This window comes from Candidatus Liberibacter asiaticus, from assembly GCF_000590865.3.
Taxonomy (GTDB): Bacteria; Pseudomonadota; Alphaproteobacteria; order Rhizobiales; family Rhizobiaceae; genus Liberibacter; species Liberibacter asiaticus.
The window spans coordinates 228332-249946 of sequence record NZ_CP010804.2; the positions used below are offsets into that span (position 1 = coordinate 228332).

The following is a 21615-nucleotide window of genomic DNA, read 5'->3' on the forward strand; positions in this document are numbered from 1 at the left end:
TAAATTTATTTATTTTTGAATAATATTTATTAAAAACTTAAAGTGATTGATTATCCTTTTGAAGGTCCAACTAATATTTGGAACATTTGATTTACTTTCCAGCCAAGTTAAGCCTAAAACAGGCGTGTGGAGAATAACAAATCTATCTAAGGAGTATAGTTAGTGATACTTTTAATAACTCATGAACGGTATTATGGCATGGTGGCGAAAAATCTAAAATCAAATAGACAACCTACCACCAGAGGAAATTAAAAATATCCAAGATTATCGCATTATTCTCTTAGAAAAAAACGATAAAAAAAAACTAAGTGATAAAGTCGACAAAGGATTCAAATTTAAAGGAAGCGATTACAAATAATCGTGTGGAAATTGCAAATATTCGTGCAGATATGAGTGGCACGTCTATGAAGATTCAGAGTGAAATCAATAATATGTCTTGGAAAATATTAACCACTATGATTGGCTGTTCGTCCGCCATGTTGGGTACTATTAATCAAGTACTGGTATTAAACGTTCCTACCGCCAATTCTTTACAGAATTGGTTTTTACTATCTACAAATTTAAGTGAATGTTAAGGAAAGCCACTGATGAGTAAAGTAATCAGGCAGAGCAACCCTTCAACCATATTCCACAAACCATCGGTTTTTAACTAACGAAATAATTTAAATACAGTGTAACCCTTGAATAAAATCAACTAATGATAAATTATTTACTGCCTAGAAGTGCATTTGTTACTAGTAAGCACTAATGGATAAAGGGATTGATTCAATGAATATCAAGAGATTAATAATCACTTCTCTAATATACATAGATTTAGAAAACTAGTAGAAGCGGGCATAAAGACAAAAAAGGTACCACAACAACAGCTAGCAGAAGCTGAAAAGAAGACAAGGAGATTGCTAAAGGTATAGAAACCCATATAATCAACGCATCGAAGAAAAAGAATCCCAAACACAAGTAAAGGCGAAAGTAAAAGAGGGATTGGAAGTCCGGCAGGCAATGACCGCAGTTGAATCTAAAAATGAGCAACCTATCCAGAATCATGAACGAGATACCTCAGGTATCTCAGTGAATCCAAGATACGCTCCCCTTTTTATTGTCCATCAGTCACTGAATATCAACAAGGATCAGGCTTGCAATAGGATTGAGCCGTCAAAATCATCCTAAAAAAGCATTGAAATAAAGCGGCAATCGTTACAATGAATGGATGTTCTAGGACTATAGTCCAGCACATGAATCTAAAAAATAATTGGAGAATCAAGTGGATTCGCATCATACTGTCTAGTGTTCGGCTAAGAAGATTAATTGAATTAGCAAATTGTCAATATTACTGTCCAGTTTGCCAGTTCAATACAAGATTTACTCCCCTCTTCTTCTGAGCTATTCTAGCTTTAGCCCAAAAAATAAGAATTTATTCACTTGTAATCGTACTCACGTCTCAAAGACATCCTTCCTATCATGTTCTCCACAATGTGGTTTTTAAAGATACGAACAAGCCAATATGTATTTGTAGATCACCATATAGTAGAATACCTGAAATCTTATTAAGATCGATGTATTCAACTCTACATATTTAAGCATTTCACCAATCTCAGCATATTCATTAACCTACTATGCCTTACAAAAAGTTGGATTAACATAACTCCTAATCAGCAATGCGATATACATTTGTAAGTAGCTTCTTACCCCTTGATCGACCATTCCAGTGTTATACTCACTATATTAGAGGGTTTTTTGAGAACGTACTCGATAAAAATACACCAACTACACTACTTATTCAAAATACGTGGTCTTTTCCTTTATATCAAGAAAATCTCCTACAACAAGAAAGACCTCTAACAATGTCTATGGCAGTAATAATACCAACGATTCTATCATCTTCGACAACTCCAATTTTGCCTAGATTATCAGCTACCATATCAATAATATCTATCAAAGGCATCTGTCGAGATATCTTATGAACAATATTCGATTCATCATCTATAGAACAAACACGCATAACATCAGCTGCAACAAGGGCAGTAATAGGATTTAATTTTTGTATAAATTCAGATACATAACAATTAGCTGGATGTAAAATAATTTCCTGTGGTGTCCCACATTGTATAATACGCCCTCCTTCCATAATAGCAATACGATTGCCTAATCGGAAAGCCTCGTTAATATCATGACTCACAAAAACAATTGTCTTTTTTAACTTTCTTTGTAATGCCAGTAATTCATCTTGAAGACGCATCCTGATCAATGGATCTAAAGATGAAAATGGCTCGTCCATGAGCAAAATAGGAGCACCCGTAGCAAATGCTCTCGCAAAACCTACTCGTTGCTTCATGCCCCCCGACAACATATTAATTTTACAATCAGCCCATTTAGTCAGATTAACAATTTCAAGATGCTCCGCAACTCTAGATTTTCTTTCTACATCAGGAATATCAAGAAATTCTAATCCCAATTCAACATTACGAGCAACTGTTCTCCAAGGTAACAACGCAAATTGTTGAAATACCATAGAAACAGTATGCATGCGCAATTTACGCAAAACATTTGCATCTGCGGCATATGGATTCACAAATCCCTTATCCGTATCAACTAATACCTCACCTCGTACTACAGGAGCTAATCCATTAATAGAACGCAATAGAGTAGATTTTCCTGCTCCCGAAAGACCCATTAATACAAGAATCTCACCTTTTTTAACCTCAAGATTAGCCTTAATAACCGCGGAAACCATACCATACTCAGAAACTTTATCATGTTTCTTGATGCTATACCGTGACCTCTTCCGGATTTTGTTTGAAGTCTCCCCAAAAACAATATCGACATCACGAAACTTTACTGCACAGTCATTCATATCCTATCCCTTGGATCTGGAATACTAAACAAACGATCTAATATAATTGCTAGAATAACGATACACAGACCCGACTCAAAACCTCTACCTATATCGACTGTATTAAGAGCACGCAACACAGGCACTCCCAATCCATTTGAACCAACAAGCGCAGTTACTACAACCATTGACAAAGAAAGCATAATTGTTTGAGTCAAACTCGCTACAATCTGTGGAATAGCAAATGGAAGTTCTACTTTACGAAATACCTGAAAAGGCGTTGCGCCAAACGCACATGCTGCTTCTTTGAGTATTGGGGGTGTAGAAATAATGCCCAGTCGAGTTAATCGAACGGAAGTTGGAATGGAAAACACAATTGTTGCAACTATCCCCGGCACCATTCCTAAACCAAAAAGAACCAATGCTGGAATAAGATAAACGAATGTTGGAATAGTCTGCATAGAATCAAGAAATAACCGTATGATAGAGTAGAATCTTGGATACCAAGCCGCTAAAACTCCAAGCGGAACACCTATGAACATCGAAATAAAAGTAGAAACCAATACCAAAGATAAAGTCTCTGTTGTTTCCTGCCAATATCCTTGCTTAATGATCAACAACAAACCCATAGCAGTACCAACTGCGATAGTTATAGAACGCTTGACCATCAGTACCAACAAAGATACCACACAAACGAATACCAGAGGCGGTAAATATTGCAGAACAAATAAAACAAGATTCACAGCTTTAAGAAGTATAAATGATAGAATATTACAAAACCACTCTCCGTTTTGAGTAAGACACACAAAAAACTCTTGCAAATAATCCCCTAAAGGGATAGGCGCCTGAATAATTGGACTCAATTTCTCATCCTATCTGCCATACAATAAAATCCCCAAGTACTACGATACAATGTAAGCAACGATTGGGAAAGTTAATTATTCATAAATCTCTCTAGTTGACGAGAAGGGTCTTGCCCATCAAATGTCGTAACTCCTATTAGCCAATTCTTCAAGAGATCAGGGTGAGTACGAAGCATTGTTCTTCCCACGAATTGCCGATCTTGCTTATTATTCAAGATCAATTTCATCATCTCATTTTCCAATGCAACAGAAAACTTAATATTTTTAAGCAATCTACTGATATTAGGACATTTATCCAGATAATCTGAACGCACTACAGTATAAACAGATGCTTCTCCAAATCCAGAAATTTCTTCCCCACCAGGGAGATAATGTATATTAAGATCAGAATTAATAGGATGAGGTTCCCAACTTAAAAATACTGCAGGAATATTATTTCTTTGATCACGCCGAATTTGAGAAAAAGAAGCGAGTTCAGAAGCTTCTATTAGACGGAAACCTTTAAGAGAAAACTTATTATTGTTGATCATATCCAAAATACGCTGATTGCCTTCGTTACCAGGCTCAATACCATAAATTTTAGCACCAAGTTCTTTTTTATACTTTGCGATATCCTGATAGCTTTTGATACCAAGGGCAAATCCTACATCATTGACTGCAAGCATATATTTTGCGCCTTGAAGATTTTCCGCCACTAATTTAATTGATCCCTCCTCGAGATATGGAGCAATAAATTTTTCAAGAGATGGATACCAATATCCCATAAAGATATCTATTCCTTTGTTCTTTAATGATCTAAAAGTAACCGGTACTGCAAGCAATTTAATATTAGTCTTGTAGCCCAATATCTCTTCCAAAATCACTGAAGTCATAGCTGTTGTAGCGGCAATATCAGTCCACCCCGTGTCCGCAAAACGGACTGGCGTACAAGAATCGGCATCTCTAGCATAACTAATTGAAAATGTTGTTAAAAACAAGCATACAGCTAATATTTTATACATTATTAAGAACCCTTCTCTTTGAACTACTGAAATGCTTACTACAGAAAATATAATGATCCTAACATAACAAAAAACAATATTGATGAAATCAACGTCAAACAATCAAAATATACACAATATCAAATCCTATAAACAAGCGAATGAGATAATCGCATAAATCATCGCCTAACAAATAAATTGCACTTCTTTCTTAAAGAAATTTTGAAAAAGAAAATCTCTGATTATAACATTACGATTTCTCTTCTCTTCTTTAAAAAACTACTTTTCAAAATAAAATTGAACTGATTAATCGTTTAAACGTTATTAAATGCTTCCATAGAAAATGATGCTTCGATACCATATAATATCTTATTTACTTTTTAAAGCATGAAATAAGGTATCGCTTGATATTGTTCAAGTACTTTAATCAATCAAATGTTAATGAAAATAAGTATCAAAGATATTTGGAGGAATATATCAATTAGTGTATAATTTGATCTCAATTCATTAATGATTTATGCTACTAATGTATGAACATGTCTAAAAAATAAGATTCTTAAATGAAAGTTGATGATCAAAACAATATGATACGGATGGCGCTATGGGGAATCCCAATATCCGCAGCCATTACTGCCTTAAAAATTATTGCATGGTATGTTACCGGATTTATCTCATTACTATCTGATGGACTTGAATCCATAGTGAATATTATAACAGCAATTATATCGTATTTCACACTCAAATATGCATATCGTCCAGCAGACAATACTCATCCTTTTGGACATCAGAAAGCAGAATATATTGCAGCCGTCGTAGAAGGGTTGCTGATGACTAATATCGCGTTGATAATACTCTACGAATCATGGCACAATATGTCTCATTCTCCTTCTAATGATTTTTCAATAATGGGCTTGTTCATTGGATTTATGGCAAATATCATTAGCTTATTTTGGGGAAAATGGCTGATTTACTCTGGAGAGAAAAATCATTCTGCAGCATTCAAGGCAAATGGACAACATTTTGTTGCAGATGTGGTGATGTCTGCAGGTGTTCTGTGCGGATTACTCTTAGTGCTGATAACAGAATATACGGTACTAGATTCTATTATAGCTTGTTTCATGGCCTGCAATATTTTATATCAAGGTTGCAAGGTGATATCATCTTCCATAAAGAATCTCATGGATGCCGCAGTTAAACCAGAACATCTAGAAAAAATAAAGAATATCATTGCCCTCAATGCTTCTGGATCAATTGGAATCCATGATTTAAAAATAAGACAGGCTGGCGCAACTTTTTTTATAAATTTTCACTTAGTTGTAGATTCGCATATGATCGTTCTCGATGCACATAAAATTTGCAATAAACTAGAAAGATCCTTAGAAGAAAATATTGGTCAGGCTATCATCACTATACATATTGAACCTGCAAATGAAGTGACCCATGGAATTCACGTACCATTAAAGGAAAATAAAAATCAATGTCTGAAATCACTTTAAACGGATTATCTATTCTTGGAGGAAAAGCAAAACCTTGCGACGATCCAAATGAAGCATTGTTGGAAAGAATTCCATCCCAAAACAAAAATTTAAACTACGTTGTAAGATTTACAATACCAGAATTTACTTCACTATGCCCTGTTACTTCTCAACCAGATTTTGCGCATATGATCCTAGATTATATTCCAAAAGATTGGTTGATAGAATCAAAATCTCTCAAATTATTTATGGCATCTTTTCGAAATCATCATTCATTTCATGAAGATTGCACCATTTACATTGCACGAAGACTAGTAACAATCCTTGATCCCAAATGGCTGCGGATTGGTGCATATTGGTATCCTCGTGGAGGTATTCCTATTGATATATTTTGGCAAACTTCTGCGCCTCCAGAAGGAGTATTTTTGCCTAATCAAGATGTCCCACAATACCGCGGTCGAGGCTAAAGAAAAAACAAACTGGTAATTTATTGAGTGATAGCAGAAACACAACCGCTTCTCTTGATTTCCTCTTTACGAGATACCTTATCCAAAACAGCATTAATGAATTTGGGCTCATCTCCATAAAAAAAATCATGCGCTATGCAAACATATTCAGAAATAATTACCTCTACCGGGACGGAATGACATTCGATTAACTCTAAGACACCTGCCCTTAAAATAGAACATAAAATCATATCCAACCTAGAAAAGCTCCATTTCTCTGTAAGACAAGAGGAAATTAATAAATCAATATGTTGTTTTCTATCCATCACACCATGGATGATGACACGAAACCATTCTAAATCAACATGCAAATAAACACTTTCTACATCTAACTCCGTATCTGCACAAAATCGATACGTTTCGTACTCTGAGATAATCTCCGTTGTACTACAACCGATAATATCGATTTGATATAGTGCTTGTACCGCTGCAAGCCTTGCTATCCCTCTTCGATGAGATAACTTAAGATCTTTTTTATTATCTTGTATCGTCATAAAACCTATTCAGATAAACTTTTTTTTAATTCAATCATTGCAAGAGCAGAACGTGCTGCACATCCACCTCTATCTAGATGAGAAGGACTAACACGATCAAAGGCTTGTTGTTCGCTATCTACCACAACAATTCCATTCCCGATAGGAAGAGAACCGTTGATCGAAAGATCTACAAGCCCACGTGTTACAGCATGTGCTATAACATCACAATGAGCAGTTTTTCCCCTCATCACGACACCAAGAACGATAATCCCATCATATGTTACACTACGCGTTTTAGCATTCATTACCATGCTAACGGCAGCAGGTATTTCCAAAACACCTGGCGTTACTATAGAACTCCACTGAACGGCTCTACTGTGCAAAACATTTACACAACCTTCAAATAGCATTGCAGAAAGATTTTCATAGAAGCGAGCTTCTATGATTAAAACATGAGGAATGAAAACCTCCATTACTTATACTCCATCCACACTACACCACAATCATCTAAAAAAAACACCTTATTGATATCGCTTCTACTGAGAAGTATTCAACGCATATAATCGTGCAATATAACGCATCATAGAATCTACTTCTATATTGATCAAATCACCTACTTTATGCATCTTCCACGTTGTCTCCTCAATAGTATGACGAATTAATAAAACATCAAAAAAATTCTTACCTACTAAATTCACTGTTAATGACACTCCATTAAGGCATACGGATCCCTTAACTGCTATAAATTGTTCTAAGTTATGAGGAAGACTGAGACGACAATACATAGAGTCGCCAATAAAATCTAGAAAAAGAATTTCTACCGTCCCATCAATATGACCAGAAACAAGGTGTCCGTCCAATCGATCACCTAATTTCACGGATCTTTCTAAATTAATAAAAGTCCCTATACCCCATGAAGCTATATTAGTGATCCGATTAGTCTCCGCCCAAACTTCTACTTCATACCAATTATCAACCGAATGCTCTTCTGATAGTCGTACAACCGTTAAACAAATACCAGCGTGTGCTATAGAGCAACCGAGTTTCATTTTAGAAGTGTTGTAAGATGTCATTACACGCAATCGCATACCTTTTGCTATTGGTGTCATAGCTATAATTTTGCCTATATCCGTCACAATTCCTGTAAACACAAATTTTTTCCTATATACTCAAGACAAACATCAGAACCAAAATAATCACGTCGGACACACATAAAATTCTTTTCAAGATATCCTTCTTCTAGAGGAGAAGGAATACCCCCCTCACCTATGACTATCTGTGATCTATAAAGAATAATAGAATCCACTAATCTAGAATTGATAAAAGAATGAGCTACCGCTGCCCCTCCTTCCACTAATAACGAAGTAACACCTCGACCTACCAATATGGTCAACAACTTTTTCAAATCACGACAATCACAATAAATAATATTTATATTCTTTTTTCTAAAGGCAAGAGCAAGAACAGGATCATCATTCTCAGTTACAATAATAACAGGTGCTAATAATGCTGTTTTTATAATTTTAGAATCAAGAGATAGTTTGAAATGTGGATCTAGAATGATACGCATAGGAGAATGTTCCTGCAAACCATTTAATCTACAAGTTAATTCTGGATCATCGGCAAGTACCGTACCTATACCTACAAGAATAGCATCTGACTGTGCTCTCAATAAATGCACTTGATTTTTTGAAATAAACCCCGTAATAGGTACGGATCCGCATCCTGCCATACCAATCATGTTATCTTGAGAAACTGCAATCTTAAGTGTAATATGAGATCGTTTTTCAACTTGACGTGTCAAATAAGCATGAAGAAATATTTTTCCTTCACTTTCCATCATCCTGTCAACAATAATGCCTTTTTGCGATAGCCATTGTAGCCCTCTCCCAGAGACTCGCACATCAGGATCATCAACACAGACAACCACACGTCTTATTCCACATTCAATAATAAATTGTGCACAAGGGGGAGATCGTCCGTAATGCGAACAAGGTTCTAAAGTAACATAAGCTGTAGCACCTCGTGCTTCTTCTCCAGCTTCTTCAAGAGCTTGTACTTCAGCATGGGGACATCCTCCATAAGCAGTCACACCTCTGCCAATGACAATTCCATCCTTAACAATTAAACAAGCAACAGAAGGATTAGTCGAAGTTAAACCCACATGCCAACGAGAAAATCTCAACGCAGCAGACATAAACCTCGCATCAAAAGAAGATACAGGCACCACATGAAATTCCTATAAAGCAAGGGAATGACAAAGAATCTAGAAAATTTCCCACAAATATTTTTTCCAAAAAACCAGTAGCCACCAATGATCCAGCTTGAAGAAAATTAATGCTCAAACCCGAATCTAAATATAGCCAACAACTATTTCAACGCAGAAGCGGAAAAATCATAAATAGGGAAACAATGAACAAATTCTTGAACTTTATGAAGCACCGTTAACTCTAACGAATGATTCTCTTCATCAGACGAAGATCCATCTAGAATTTGTGCAATCAACTCTCCTATATATTCAAAATCTTTTTCCTTGAATCCCCTAGTTGTTCCAGAAGGAGTGCCCAAACGAATACCAGAAGTAATAAAAGGACTTTCGGGATCAAATGGAATACTATTTTTATTACAGGTAATCGAAACTCGACCAAGAATACTTTCTGCTCTTTTCCCTGTCATGCGTTTCGAGCGTAAATCTACCAACATAAGATGATTATCCGTACCACCAGAAACGATATCAAATCCCAAAAATTGTAGTTTCTTGGCGAGAGCTTGAGAGTTCAAGACAATCTGTTTAGCATAATCTCGAAATTCAGAACTTAATGCCTCACCAAAGGCGACCGCTTTAGCTGCAATAGAATGCATAAACGGCCCTCCTTGCAAGCCTGGGAAAATAGCACTATTGATCTTTTTAGCTAAATCAGCATGATTAGTCATTATTAATCCACCACGCGGACCTCTTAACGATTTATGAGTTGTGGTGGTCACTATATGACAATGCGGAACAGGAGAAGGATGCTGACCTCCCACTACAAGACCCGAAATATGAGATATATCTGCCATAAGATACGCACCAATGGAATCTGCGATTGAACGAAAACGTTCCCAATCCCAAACACGAGAATAGGCTGTACCGCCTACTATAATCAACTTAGGATTATATTCAATAGCTAAACTCTCAATCTCATGCATATCGAGCAAACCATCTTCTTTTCTAACATTATAGGGAATAGCTTTAAACCACTTTCCAGACATATTCACCGATGATCCATGAGTTAAATGCCCTCCTGAATCTAAACTCAAACCCATAAAACTATCACCAGGATGCATCAATGCTAAGAAAACTCCTTGATTCATCTGAGATCCAGAATGAGACTGAACGTTAACGAAATTAACATTGAATAACTTCTTTGCCCGCTCAATCGCAATATTTTCAATATCATCAACATACTGACAACCACCGTAATAACGCTTACTGGGATACCCTTCAGCATATTTATTGGTAAGAATAGATCCTTGCGCCTCTAAAACAGCTCGTGAAACTATGTTCTCAGATGCAATCAACTGTATCTCATCATTTTGCCGACAGGATTCTTGTCCGATAAGAGAAAAAACATCTGGATCAGACTCTATCAAGGACTGCTGAAAAAAACGATTTTTACATATTATAGTCATAATGCAACTCCCTATATATCACAAATCTTCCTGCCATAGAACATATGACAGCAACAATACCTGTTAAATACACATAACCAGTCCTTCAATATCGTTTCAATGATACAACGATCAGTCAGAATCTATAGGATGATCCTCAGGAAGAGGAATAATACCTACGTGAACATTATCTAATCCATAAATGTCATCCCGAAATTGTATTATTGAATCCTTCGGCGACCACGCTGATATGTAAACAAAATGAACAGGAACTTCTGTAGCAAGCTTGACAGGAGTAGTCTTACGTGTCTTGACAACCTCTTCAATATGATACCGTGACCAAGTAGGTGTATCTTTAAGAAGCCATACATCTAAATCAATGATATTTCTTACACGGACACATCCAGAAGTTTCAAATCTCACAACATTGTTAAATAAAATAGGCTCGGGTGTATCATGCATGTACGTATTGTTTCGACTGTAAAATTCAATCTTAGTCGAAGCCATTGCATTAATCTTACCAGGATCCTGTCGAAAAATAAAATTAGGAGGCTCAGGACTGTTCCAATCCACTTCCTCCACGAAAACCTCTTTACCCTTCTCATCAATCATATGGATATTATTATCCTTCAAGTATTGAGGATCTTGACGCAACAATGCCATCATATCCTTCTGAATAATAGACCGCGGGATCACCCAATAAGGATTGAACATAATGCGATTTATTCTAGAGTGTAAAATGGGGGTTTGACGATCTACTCTTCCTACTATAACTGTACTACGCAATCCTACCTTACCATTCTCTACAGCTTCTAAGGATGCAGCAGGAATATTCACTAATACGTAACGAAGCCCCATCTTCTGTTCTAAAAGCTTCTTAATGCGCATAAGATTCACCTGCAATTGTCGAATCCTTAAATCTACAGGCACATTCATAGCCTCAAGAGTAGAAGAATCAACCATTCCACTAGGATCTAATCCATGTCGCATTTGAAATAATTTAACAGCAGATTCAACATATGCATCAAATGCTACAGACAGTCCCTTAGAAGGATCAAGATCACCTGATATAATAAGTCTTTCCCGTAATCTTTGCACCGAAACACTAGAATTACCCAAATGCAAAGGACGGATTGGTAACTCTGGCCACCCTCCTCTACTAAGTATATCCTGATAAAATGCTATCGCCTTTTCAGTTTGAGCAATGGTTTCCTTACTGATAATTGGGATATCCGAATCAATTCCCATATCTACACGAGCAAGAAAATTATCAAAACGATCATTTACAATAGAATGATACGATTCATTAATAATTTCATCTAGTACACTCGCATGAATGGGTTTCTCTACCAGAGAAAGACCCATAGGCAATATCAAATAAACAAAAAAACAATATAAAATCTTATTTATCTTTAAATATCCAACCATATTTCTTCCTATATTCGATCGATATCCAAAATATTATGCGATAAGTGCTATCATATACCACCGACAATAACACAAAATAAAATTCGAACATAATTAAAATACAAGGAATATTAGAAGAAATCCTACAAAATAAGGAAGGTTACCTAATTTAAATCACAGAAATTTAAAGAAATATGTTATCACTTTCATATCTATTCCTCAAAGTCGATACGCAATCTGATCACCCCAAAAACGATTTAAACGCTGTAGGAGCTTGTTCATAGCAATAAAATCGTCAACCGATAATCCCCCTACCTTATCAATCGACTCTATATGACGTTGATAGAGTTGAGAAATAGTCTCTGCTATCTCTTTTCCGGATTGAGTCAAACTAATTCGAATAGACCTCTTATCAATACGCGATCTTTGATGTTTAATAAAGCCGAGATCTATCAATTTCTTTAAATTATATGATACATTAGAACCCAAATAATATCCTCTTGAACGTAATTCTCCTGCTGTTAACTCAAGATCACCTATATTGAAAAGTAAAAGTGCTTGCACAGCATTCACATCACTACGTCCCTGTCTTTCAAACTCATCCCTTGTAACATCCAAAAGACTTCTGTGTAATCGCTCAACCAAACGCAAGCATTCCACATATAGACCAGAGATATCGTTTCCTATAGCACTATCCGTGTCCGAAATTATCTTTGATTGTATATTATTGTTCATCAATATGCCCCTTTGGTTTAAAAAATACAGTTCTTGAAACCATACCAACAGGAATACTAACACATACTATTCAAGTTCTAATTAAAACTCAGCCTTAATGCCTCATTAGCAATTATAATATTTATGTCGTTAACGTAAATTATTGCCTTTTACAATCGCACATCGAATACGTCAAATACCGATAGTAGAAATGGCAGAGAATAATATTACTACTAAAAGAAAAATTGCCAATTGAGATCAGTAAAAATAGATTTGCGGTCGAATTTGGCATTAGATTTTTAACTTTGCTCTTTACATTTTATGTGATATTGCTTGCCGAAATAATGCGAGAGGATAAGCCTTTGTGTAATACCAATGCAATTAGTCATAAGATATGTTGTCATCGACGTATGAGAAGAAATCGTAAGTCCAATTGGATACGGGAAATGGTTCGGGAGCATCGGTTATCTGTCAGCGATCTCATCTTACCCATATTCCTCACTTCTGGGGAAAAAACAGTAGAGTCAATAAATTCCATGCCTGATGTTATGCGTATGAGTATTGATGTTGCAGTAGAGAAAATCAAGCAAGTTGCTGATTTAGGAATACCAGCTATCGCTATATTCCCTAATATCCCAATGGATTTACGCAATAATACAGGATCACATATCATAGATCCAGATAACCTGATTAATGAAGGCATTTGCGCTATCAAGAAAAATATTCCCAATATAGGCATTATCACGGATGTTGCCTTGGATCCTTTTACCATACATGGACATGATGGCATATTATGCGATGGTGAAATCGTTAATGACGAAACGATAGAACTCATCTCACATGCAGCAGTAATACAAGCAGATGCAGGAGCGGATATCATCGCTCCATCGGAAATGATGGATGGGCGAGTGCAAGAGATTAGAAAAAAACTTGATAGTCATGGTCACATCAATGTGGGTATTATGCCCTATGTCGCCAAATTCAATTCTTCATTTTATGGACCATATCGTGATGCTATTTCCACTCGAGACCTTTTGAAAGGGGATAAGAAAACTTATTATTTGGATCCTGCTAACGTACAAGAAGCAATCCGCGAAGCATCTATTGATATTCAAGAAAGCGCTGATATGCTTTTGGTAAAACCTGGATTACCTTATTTGGATGTCTGTTTCCGAATTAAAGAAAAATTCGGATTACCCACTTTTGCCTATCAAGTATCTGGCGAATATGCCATGATCAAAGCGGCCTCTCTTCAAGGATGGATCAACAAAAACGATGCGATGATGGAGAGTTTACTAGCCTTTAAACGCGCAGGATGCGATGGTATTTTTACCTATTTTGCAATGGAAGCTGCCCGTATTCTTACTCATTCTTAGATTCAATTGATCCCAAACTGCACACATCTAATACGACTTTTTGATATCAGAAATTTTATGCCTTTTTTCTCATAACCATTTTCATTGTGGAAGTATCCCCCATAAAAATAACAGGGCACTAAAAATTCTCGTGTGAAGAAAAATATTCTAAAATTCTCTCATATCAAACATGCTGATCATAATAATTAAAAAATTCGTCGACATGCACCTGCAAAAAATCCAATCCTTTAATTTTGAGAGAACCACAAACCCTCTACCACTGTGATCCTAATAATATCTCAAAATCGCGCCAATATTATGAACTCAAAAACTTACCTGAACGAGGAAATCCTTTTGGTACAAGAGAACCTACCCCTCCACGCTTACCTAACCATCCTAATAAATCATTTTCAGATCGATTATAAGAACGCCCTGCACTATCTATCCAAGTAAGTCCTTCGCATATCTTAAAACATATAACATCAGAAATACCTCCATCTTTATATGATTGCAGACGCACGCCCTTGCCACGACTCATTTCAGGAATCTGATCGATGGAAAATATCAGTAACTTACGATTTTCCCCCACAACAGCAACGTGATCGCCTGTCACTTTTACTACCAATTTCATCTTCTCTTCGGAAGAAACTTTTAAGAATGTTTTACCCTTACGAGTATTGGCAATGATCTCTGATTCTTCTACTATAAAAGCATTTCCTTTACTGGACACAACTAGTAACTTACATGTCGAATCATAAACAAATGCCGTCACAATGTCTTGATTGTGATTAAGATCAATTAACAATTGTATTGCTTCTCCATGACCACGCCCACTCAACAAATTACCCGCAGGAAGCGTATATGCTTTTCCATCCGTTGATAAAAGCAGTATCCTGTCCGTAGTATGAGCATGCAATGCTATTTTCAAACTATCGCCTTCTTTGAAATGAAGAGCTGACAGATCAACAGAATGACTCTTTAAAGATCGAATCCAACCCCGATTAGAAATAACAACCGTTATGGGCTCTTTTTCAATCATCGCTTGTTGTAATGTTGCTTTATCAGCCCTTGATACCTCACAAAATGTCGTACGCCTTCTACCCAAATCCGTCGATTTAGAGAAAATCTCTTTTACTTCACGAATCTCGCAAGCTATCTGATTCCATTGTTGTTTTCCCGAATTCAACAAAGAATCAATCTTTTCCTTCTCAGCGAGTAAATTATCTAACTCCGACTTAATCTGATACTCTTCTAACTTACGTAATGAACGTAATCTCAAATTAAGTATGGCATCAACTTGATTTTCTGTCAGGGAAAAACGCGATACCATTACTGGTTTTGGTTTATCTTCATTTCTAATAATGGCAATGATCTCATCAATATTCAAATACGCAATCAATAAACCTTTTAATATTTCTACTCGACGATCAATTGCTTGCATTCGAAACGAGGATCGTCGAAAAAGAACTTCTCGGCGATGCGCAAGCCACTCTTTTAATATACCATCAAGCGGCATCACTTGAGGAACACGACCCATTGATAAAACATTCATATTCAATGGAAATCGTGTCTCCATGTCACTTAACATAAAAATTGATTCCATTAATAAATCAGGATCTACTGAACGATTTTTAGGGAATAAAACAATTCGCACATCTTCAGCAGATTCATCACGAATATCTTCTAACAAAGGTATTCTTTTAGCTATAATAAGCTCAGCGATTTTTTCAATTAATCGCGATTTTTGTACCTGATAAGGTATTTCAGTAACAACAATACACCAAGAACCACGCCCTACTTCTTCAACGCACCATCTAGCACGGACTCTAAAACCACCTCGACCTAAACGATAGGATTCTACAATACTCTCACGACTCTCAACAATAATACCACCTGTTGGAAAATCAGGACCTATAATATATTCAAGTAATTTTTCTATCGATATTTCTGGATTATCAATCAAAGCAAGAGCTGCTTCACAAATCTCTTGAACATTATGCGAAGGAATAGACGTGGCCATACCTACAGCTATGCCAGATGTACCATTAGCTAAAAGATTTGGAAATTTACTTGGAAAAACAACAGGCTCTGAATCTTCTTCATTATATGTATCACGAAAATCAACAGCATCCTCATCGACTCCCTGAAGAATCAACTCAGCAACTTGAGTCATACGCGCTTCTGTATAACGATAAGCTGCCGCACTATCACCGTCAATATTACCAAAATTACCTTGCCCACTGATCAGCGGATATCTTTGGACAAAAGGTTGAGCAAGCCGTACTAACGAATCATATACAGACTGATCTCCATGAGGATGTAACTTACCTATCACCTCACCAACAATACGAGCACTTTTCTTAAAAGCAGCCCCAAAATCCAAACCCATTTCACTCATTGCATGGATAATGCGCCTGTGTACAGGCTTAAAACCATCCCGTAAATCTGGAATTGCACGCTCTTTAATTGTAGACAAAGCATATGCAAGATACCTTTCCTCCAAAGCAAACCGCAGAGAAACAGCTTTAACATTCTCTTCAACTAAAGTATTTGAATTAGATATGTTATCGACACCCATGTACCTTACTCGTTATAGAAAAATATCTTACTCTAATCTTCAAAAATTCGTATAATCTCATAATTGTCAATACCAATTTTGCAACATACAACTACTTTCTCCCAATAAAATATATACATGGGCCGAAACACAATTCTTTAAAATTAGAAAAAATACAGATAATGCCTTCTTATCAATTTAAGACAATCTCAGAAATAATCCAAACAAAACAAGCGATTACCACGAATAATGAACAAATAAAAAACGCCTCTTGAAAAATTACCCTGAGATCGCAAAAAGATAAAGGCATCAACTATTAACCCTTACCGTAAAAACATATGCTTCTCAAAAGCACTTATTCTCTCTCTTCTAAAGGAACATAATCTCGTTTTAAAGCACCCGTATAAAGTTGACGAGGCCGACCTATCCGTCGCGATGGATCCACTATCATCTCTGTCCACTGCGATACCCAACCAGCTGTACGTGCCACTGCAAACAATACCGTGAATAAATTTGTTGGGAAACCCAAAGCTCTTAATGTAATACCAGAGTAAAAATCAACGTTGGGATAGAGTTTTCGCTCAATAAAGTATTCATCTTCAAGAGCAATTCTTTCTAATTCAATGGCAACCTGTGCTATTGGATCATTGAAACGCCCTGTTACCTCCAGAACTTCATACATGGTCTCTCGCATAATTCTACACCGAGGATCATGATTTCTATAAACACGATGCCCAAATCCCATAATACGAAATGGATCATTCTTATCTTTAGCCCGCATTATGTAATGAGGAATCCGCTCTAGCGAGCCTATCTCCATCAACATATTAAGCGCTTCTTCATTAGCCCCACCATGTGCACGCCCTCCAAGACAAGCTACGCCAGCCGCAATACATGCAAAAGGATCCGCACCAGAGGATCCAGCTAAACGCACTGTGGAAGTCGACGCATTCTGTTCATGATCGGCATGCAATATAAATATACGATTCATAGCACGAGCTAATAAAGGATTTACCTGATATTCTGCACAAGGAACCGAAAAACACATATGCAAAAAATTTGAAGCATAATCAAGATCACTCCTTGGATATACAAAAGGTTGTCCTATAGAATATTTGTAAATCATTGCTGCTATAGTGGATATTTTAGCAATCATGCGTAGGGACACGTTTACGCATTGTTCCAAATCTTGCACACCAGAGGGACTATAGTAAAAGGATGACAAGGCACCTACTGCACTCACCAACATAGCCATGGGATGCGCACTACTCGGAAAACCCATAAAAAACCGAGACATATTCTCATTTAACAAAGCATGCCTTGAAATTTTATCATTGAAATCTTTTTGTTGACTGACATTGGCTAACTCCCCATGCAACAACAAGTAACAAACCTCTAAAAAATCACTCTTCTCTGACAACTGCTCAATCGGATAACCACGATACAACAGTATTCCGTTATTACCATCAATAAAAGTTATTTTAGATTTACAAGAAGCAGTGGAAGAAAAAGCCGGGTCATAGGTAAAAATACCATTTTTATGAAGAAACGATATATCTAACACAGAAGAACCCAAACTACCCTCCTTTATAGGCAGATCAATCTCCTCATGTCCCAAATGGAGTTTTGCAAATTTATCCGTCATAAACCACTTTCCTTACAAAAAATCTTGTACTGCCAAAAGCAAGATTAACAATTAAAAACAAATCACCTAGTATCCAAATGCACAAATAATATGATATTACATAGCTGAAATATTCTACAGACACACTAAAATATTCTTTTTTCTTTAAATCTCATAAAAATCATGTCGTAACAACCCATATTTTACGAATAAATTACATGCTCCAAAAGAAAATTTCTAACCCGTTATGCAATATTATACAACATGTTAAATATCTCATACAATTAGAACAAGAATATGGAGGTTTTTTCTTATTCATTCCTGTTTTTCTCGCATTTGGAGCAATATTCTGGTTTGTATACTCTCCAGAGATACCCATTTGGGGGATTGTACTAAGCATTCTCATCATAGCGATCATCTCACTGAGAATTCGGTATTCGCATCCTCATATACTCCTTATCGTAAAAACTCTTACATATTTTCTGACAAGGATGATACTGGCGGCTATTGAGATTACACGCAATCCTACCACTATCCTTTCTCAATCTATTACGACTAATTTACGAGGAATCGTCAAATAGCGTGAACCCTTACAGGGTGGAAAATGGCGCTATTTAGTTCAAGTTTTTACAACATATTATCATCATTCAGAATTGTTATTACAACAAGTAATGTTATCTATCACAAAGAAATACGATCCCTTCCCTGCTGAAACAACAATAGAAGGAATTGCAAGACTATCCCCACCATCAGGACCTGCCTTTCCTGGACTTTTTGACTTTAATTTTTCTTCTTATTACAAAGGAATTAGTGCTATCGGTTATTTCTATTCCATACCCAAAATGATATATTCATCCGAATCTCATAATACTTGGACTTGGAAAAAAATTTCATCAATAAAACAATCTTTTTTGAATGAGATTCGAGCTAATATAGGAACATACGGCAGCGCCTCAGCTTCAATTTTTTTGATAAAACATTTTCACTGCATACCCGTATATGGGTTAATTGCCAATATCCTTGCTATACCAATCTTATCATTTGTAGTGATACCTGCAGGGCTTATAGCCATCTTATTAATGATTCTGTCTTTAGATAACATACCTTTCGGTGTAATGGCTTGGGGACTCGATATCATCATTCATATTGCACATAGAATTTCAGTGGCACACAATGAATTCTGCATCGGAAGAATTCCTGAAACTTCATTTGTAACCATAGTAGTTGAATTTCTATTAATGGTATTTTGCAAAACAAACATTCGTCATATTGGTAGCATAATGATTGGAATCACCATCATTATCCTCTTCACTTTCCCTTATTCTTTTTCTCCTGATCTACTCATATCTGAAAAGGGGAATCTCGTTGCATTAGTAGATAAAAATACCCTTATTTCAAATTATTCCAATCCTCCATCTTTCATATTCTCCCAATGGAAATCAGCTTTAATCACCCCATTCCACGAAGCTCCTCATGTGCAAAAAGAAGATCTTCAAGAAAAAAATCAATCTTCTCTAAAAGAAATACTACGATCAATGCAACCAAGAAAATTTCTCTGCATTAAAAAATCATTTTGCGTTGGATGCCATAGAAGTGATGTCATTGTGGGTGTCCTTAAAAGAAAAGACATGATCCGTTTATCTTGCCAATTATCTGACATTCTCATAACAACGATAAGAGATATAAACACCAAATTATGCAATGTTTCACTACTCATTACACCAGAAATATTACAGAAACAGGGATCATTAGAAATAACGATCATTCCACCATCAAATGACAATGATAAAGTTAAATTTATTATCAAAAGTGCTATAGAAAATCTCCACTTTCCATGGACCAAGCATAGAATATAAAACCCTTGAAAAAAAATTAAAATGCCGACCAATTAAATCACAATGTTCACGATGTTACAATAAACACAAGGATACCTTTTAAATTATAAAAAGGTCTAGTACGACCTTTCCTTTAAACAGCGTTATAAAGAAAAAAACTTCTTCTCATTAAGAGCTGAAGATTCATAAAAGATTCAAGTGACGTCGTATCTTCTCAAAAACCAAAGATACGAAACGTATTGCTAAACACATTCTTGTGACTTTTAAAATATAAGGGAAACCCATCTATTGGCGAGGACAACCGGAAATTCTTTAGGGTGAATTAGGATGGAAATGCCATAAAGACACGCTTTTCCTTTATATCATCAAAGAACGCATACGACATGGGAATTTTTATACTATTCTAGAATTAGAAAGGATTCTCACCCGCCTACTCTTTCCTAGAAGCCTTACGTTCAAATCTGTTTATATTGCAACAATATCAAGACTTTTTTTAAAAAAAGGGTCTATCAAGCCAATACCGAAAAAATTACGATTGGGTTATAGCACAAAATCACCGAAGCCAACATTAGGAGAGTTGAGTGGTTATTGCGAGAAATAATCGAGATTCATGTTTCGAATGGATAGAAAACGATTGGGGATACAGGCATCTCATCTTGTTGCTTCGTTTATCCTTGCATAAACAAAAGGTAAGGTATGGGGTATAAAAACATTGTTTAATCAACCTTATAAGGACATTTATCGTATTTTATGGTATAATTCACCGTACAGAATACAGAATACAGAATACAGAATACAGAATACAGAATACAGAATACAGAATATTATCATTTGAAAGGACGTCATGAAGAAAGGAAATGTTTTTATGTCTTGTGCCCTAGAAGAGGCACAGAATGCTGCTTTGCGTAACGAAATTCCTGTAGGCGCAGTTGCTGTCCTGAACAATAAAATTATTAGCCGTGCAGGGAATAGAAATCGTGAACTTAAAGATGTTACTGCACATGCCGAAATATTAGCTATTCGCATGGGATGCCGAATATTATCACAAGAAATTTTACCCGAAGTTGATTTATATGTGACATTAGAACCCTGCACAATGTGTGCCGCTGCTATTTCTTTGGCACGAATTCGTAGACTTTATTACGGAGCTTCTAATCCCAAAGGTGGAGGCATAGAGAATGGTACCCAATTTTATACGCTGGCAACATGCCATCATAGTCCAGAAATATACCCAGGAATATCAGAACAACGTAGTAGACAAATCATTCAGGATTTTTTTAAAGAAAGACGCTAGATACATTACTAGAAACCTACGCTTTTAATATTATGTAATGTATAATGA

The 21615-nt window shown here is 36.2% G+C and carries 19 protein-coding genes; 7 read left to right on the top strand and 12 right to left on the bottom strand.

Annotated features, from left to right (window positions below; translation table 11 throughout):
* Positions 1-308: 308 nt before the first annotated feature.
* Positions 309-575 carry a hypothetical protein gene (locus tag CD16_RS01060; RefSeq protein WP_012778558.1) on the top strand — a complete coding sequence of 89 codons (267 nt, stop codon included), beginning with the start codon at positions 309-311 and terminating at the stop codon, positions 573-575.
* Positions 576-1804: 1229 nt separating this feature from the next.
* Here CD16_RS01060 and CD16_RS01070 read toward each other — a convergent pair.
* The 3 genes from CD16_RS01070 to CD16_RS01080 all read right to left on the bottom strand — a co-directional run bounded on the left by CD16_RS01070 (position 1805) and on the right by CD16_RS01080 (position 4694).
* Complete coding sequence (locus CD16_RS01070) at positions 1805-2851, bottom strand: ATP-binding cassette domain-containing protein (protein WP_012778559.1); 1047 nt, start codon at positions 2849-2851, stop codon at positions 1805-1807.
* Positions 2848-3693: an ABC transporter permease subunit gene (locus CD16_RS01075; RefSeq protein WP_012778560.1), complete on the bottom strand. Its 846-nt coding sequence runs from the start codon at positions 3691-3693 to the stop codon at positions 2848-2850. The genes CD16_RS01070 and CD16_RS01075 overlap by 4 nt, the downstream gene beginning before the upstream one ends.
* A 71-nt stretch (positions 3694-3764) precedes the next feature.
* Positions 3765-4694 (bottom strand): ABC transporter substrate-binding protein, encoded by a 930-nt coding sequence (locus CD16_RS01080; protein WP_012778561.1) that lies wholly within the window; start codon positions 4692-4694, stop codon positions 3765-3767.
* Positions 4695-5233: 539 nt separating this feature from the next.
* Between CD16_RS01080 and CD16_RS01085 the strand changes: the two genes are divergently transcribed.
* Both CD16_RS01085 and queF read left to right on the top strand, forming a co-directional pair.
* Positions 5234-6169: a cation diffusion facilitator family transporter gene (locus tag CD16_RS01085; RefSeq protein WP_012778562.1), complete on the top strand. Its 936-nt coding sequence runs from the start codon at positions 5234-5236 to the stop codon at positions 6167-6169.
* The gene (queF, locus tag CD16_RS01090) at positions 6151-6615 is read left to right on the top strand and encodes a preQ(1) synthase (RefSeq protein WP_012778563.1); all 465 of its coding nucleotides are present in this window, start codon (positions 6151-6153) and stop codon (positions 6613-6615) included. The genes CD16_RS01085 and queF overlap by 19 nt, the downstream gene beginning before the upstream one ends.
* A 20-nt stretch (positions 6616-6635) precedes the next feature.
* Here the strand turns inward: queF and nusB are convergent, their stop codons facing one another.
* The 7 genes from nusB to ldtR all read right to left on the bottom strand — a co-directional run bounded on the left by nusB (position 6636) and on the right by ldtR (position 12923).
* Entirely contained in the window at positions 6636-7148 is a 513-nt protein-coding gene (gene nusB, locus CD16_RS01095) for a transcription antitermination factor NusB (protein WP_012778564.1), read from the bottom strand.
* Positions 7149-7153: 5 nt separating this feature from the next.
* Positions 7154-7603 carry a 6,7-dimethyl-8-ribityllumazine synthase gene (locus CD16_RS01100; protein WP_012778565.1) on the bottom strand — a complete coding sequence of 150 codons (450 nt, stop codon included), beginning with the start codon at positions 7601-7603 and terminating at the stop codon, positions 7154-7156.
* 63 nt (positions 7604-7666) lie between these two features.
* Positions 7667-8281: a riboflavin synthase gene (locus CD16_RS01105; protein ID WP_012778566.1), complete on the bottom strand. Its 615-nt coding sequence runs from the start codon at positions 8279-8281 to the stop codon at positions 7667-7669.
* Positions 8263-9357, bottom strand: coding sequence for a bifunctional diaminohydroxyphosphoribosylaminopyrimidine deaminase/5-amino-6-(5-phosphoribosylamino)uracil reductase RibD (ribD, locus tag CD16_RS01110; RefSeq protein WP_012778567.1), 1095 nt, complete (start codon positions 9355-9357; stop codon positions 8263-8265). The genes CD16_RS01105 and ribD overlap by 19 nt, the downstream gene beginning before the upstream one ends.
* Before the next feature lie 143 nt (positions 9358-9500).
* Entirely contained in the window at positions 9501-10802 is a 1302-nt protein-coding gene (gene glyA / locus CD16_RS01115) for a serine hydroxymethyltransferase (RefSeq protein WP_012778568.1), read from the bottom strand.
* Positions 10803-10913: 111 nt separating this feature from the next.
* Positions 10914-12209, bottom strand: coding sequence for a L,D-transpeptidase family protein (locus CD16_RS01120; RefSeq protein ID WP_012778569.1), 1296 nt, complete (start codon positions 12207-12209; stop codon positions 10914-10916).
* A 198-nt stretch (positions 12210-12407) separates the two neighbouring features.
* Positions 12408-12923 (bottom strand): transcriptional regulator LdtR, encoded by a 516-nt coding sequence (ldtR, locus tag CD16_RS01125; protein WP_012778570.1) that lies wholly within the window; start codon positions 12921-12923, stop codon positions 12408-12410.
* A 323-nt stretch (positions 12924-13246) separates the two neighbouring features.
* Between ldtR and hemB the strand changes: the two genes are divergently transcribed.
* A complete protein-coding gene (gene hemB, locus CD16_RS01130; protein ID WP_045490431.1) occupies positions 13247-14278 on the top strand; it encodes a porphobilinogen synthase in 1032 nt (343 codons plus the stop codon).
* A 295-nt stretch (positions 14279-14573) separates the two neighbouring features.
* On the opposite strand, the gene parC is transcribed toward hemB, so the two are convergent.
* Both parC and CD16_RS01140 read right to left on the bottom strand, forming a co-directional pair.
* Positions 14574-16835 carry a DNA topoisomerase IV subunit A gene (gene parC / locus CD16_RS01135; RefSeq protein WP_015452341.1) on the bottom strand — a complete coding sequence of 754 codons (2262 nt, stop codon included), beginning with the start codon at positions 16833-16835 and terminating at the stop codon, positions 14574-14576.
* Positions 16836-17169: 334 nt separating this feature from the next.
* The gene (locus CD16_RS01140; RefSeq protein ID WP_012778574.1) at positions 17170-18459 is read right to left on the bottom strand and encodes a citrate synthase; all 1290 of its coding nucleotides are present in this window, start codon (positions 18457-18459) and stop codon (positions 17170-17172) included.
* Positions 18460-18656: 197 nt separating this feature from the next.
* Between CD16_RS01140 and CD16_RS01145 the strand changes: the two genes are divergently transcribed.
* The 3 genes from CD16_RS01145 to CD16_RS01155 all read left to right on the top strand — a co-directional run bounded on the left by CD16_RS01145 (position 18657) and on the right by CD16_RS01155 (position 21567).
* The gene (locus tag CD16_RS01145) at positions 18657-19019 is read left to right on the top strand and encodes a hypothetical protein (protein WP_012778575.1); all 363 of its coding nucleotides are present in this window, start codon (positions 18657-18659) and stop codon (positions 19017-19019) included.
* A 90-nt stretch (positions 19020-19109) separates the two neighbouring features.
* Positions 19110-20294: a ComEC/Rec2 family competence protein gene (locus tag CD16_RS01150; protein ID WP_012778576.1), complete on the top strand. Its 1185-nt coding sequence runs from the start codon at positions 19110-19112 to the stop codon at positions 20292-20294.
* A gap of 823 nt (positions 20295-21117) precedes the next feature.
* Positions 21118-21567 (top strand): nucleoside deaminase, encoded by a 450-nt coding sequence (locus CD16_RS01155; protein WP_012778577.1) that lies wholly within the window; start codon positions 21118-21120, stop codon positions 21565-21567.
* Positions 21568-21615: the final 48 nt, after the last annotated feature.

Coding starts and splice junctions, on each gene's coding strand:
- CD16_RS01070 (WP_012778559.1), bottom strand. CDS start 2,851: ATGAATGACTGTGCAGTAAAGTTTCGTGATGTCGATATTGTTTTTGGG.
- CD16_RS01080 (WP_012778561.1), bottom strand. CDS start 4,694: ATGTATAAAATATTAGCTGTATGCTTGTTTTTAACAACATTTTCAATT.
- CD16_RS01085 (WP_012778562.1), top strand. CDS start 5,234: ATGAAAGTTGATGATCAAAACAATATGATACGGATGGCGCTATGGGGA.
- queF (WP_012778563.1), top strand. CDS start 6,151: ATGTCTGAAATCACTTTAAACGGATTATCTATTCTTGGAGGAAAAGCA.
- nusB (WP_012778564.1), bottom strand. CDS start 7,148: ATGACGATACAAGATAATAAAAAAGATCTTAAGTTATCTCATCGAAGA.
- CD16_RS01100 (WP_012778565.1), bottom strand. CDS start 7,603: ATGGAGGTTTTCATTCCTCATGTTTTAATCATAGAAGCTCGCTTCTAT.
- glyA (WP_012778568.1), bottom strand. CDS start 10,802: ATGACTATAATATGTAAAAATCGTTTTTTTCAGCAGTCCTTGATAGAG.
- CD16_RS01120 (WP_012778569.1), bottom strand. CDS start 12,209: ATGGTTGGATATTTAAAGATAAATAAGATTTTATATTGTTTTTTTGTT.
- ldtR (WP_012778570.1), bottom strand. CDS start 12,923: ATGAACAATAATATACAATCAAAGATAATTTCGGACACGGATAGTGCT.
- hemB (WP_045490431.1), top strand. CDS start 13,247: ATGCGAGAGGATAAGCCTTTGTGTAATACCAATGCAATTAGTCATAAG.
- parC (WP_015452341.1), bottom strand. CDS start 16,835: ATGGGTGTCGATAACATATCTAATTCAAATACTTTAGTTGAAGAGAAT.
- CD16_RS01140 (WP_012778574.1), bottom strand. CDS start 18,459: ATGACGGATAAATTTGCAAAACTCCATTTGGGACATGAGGAGATTGAT.
- CD16_RS01145 (WP_012778575.1), top strand. CDS start 18,657: ATGCTCCAAAAGAAAATTTCTAACCCGTTATGCAATATTATACAACAT.
- CD16_RS01150 (WP_012778576.1), top strand. CDS start 19,110: ATGTTATCTATCACAAAGAAATACGATCCCTTCCCTGCTGAAACAACA.
- CD16_RS01155 (WP_012778577.1), top strand. CDS start 21,118: ATGAAGAAAGGAAATGTTTTTATGTCTTGTGCCCTAGAAGAGGCACAG.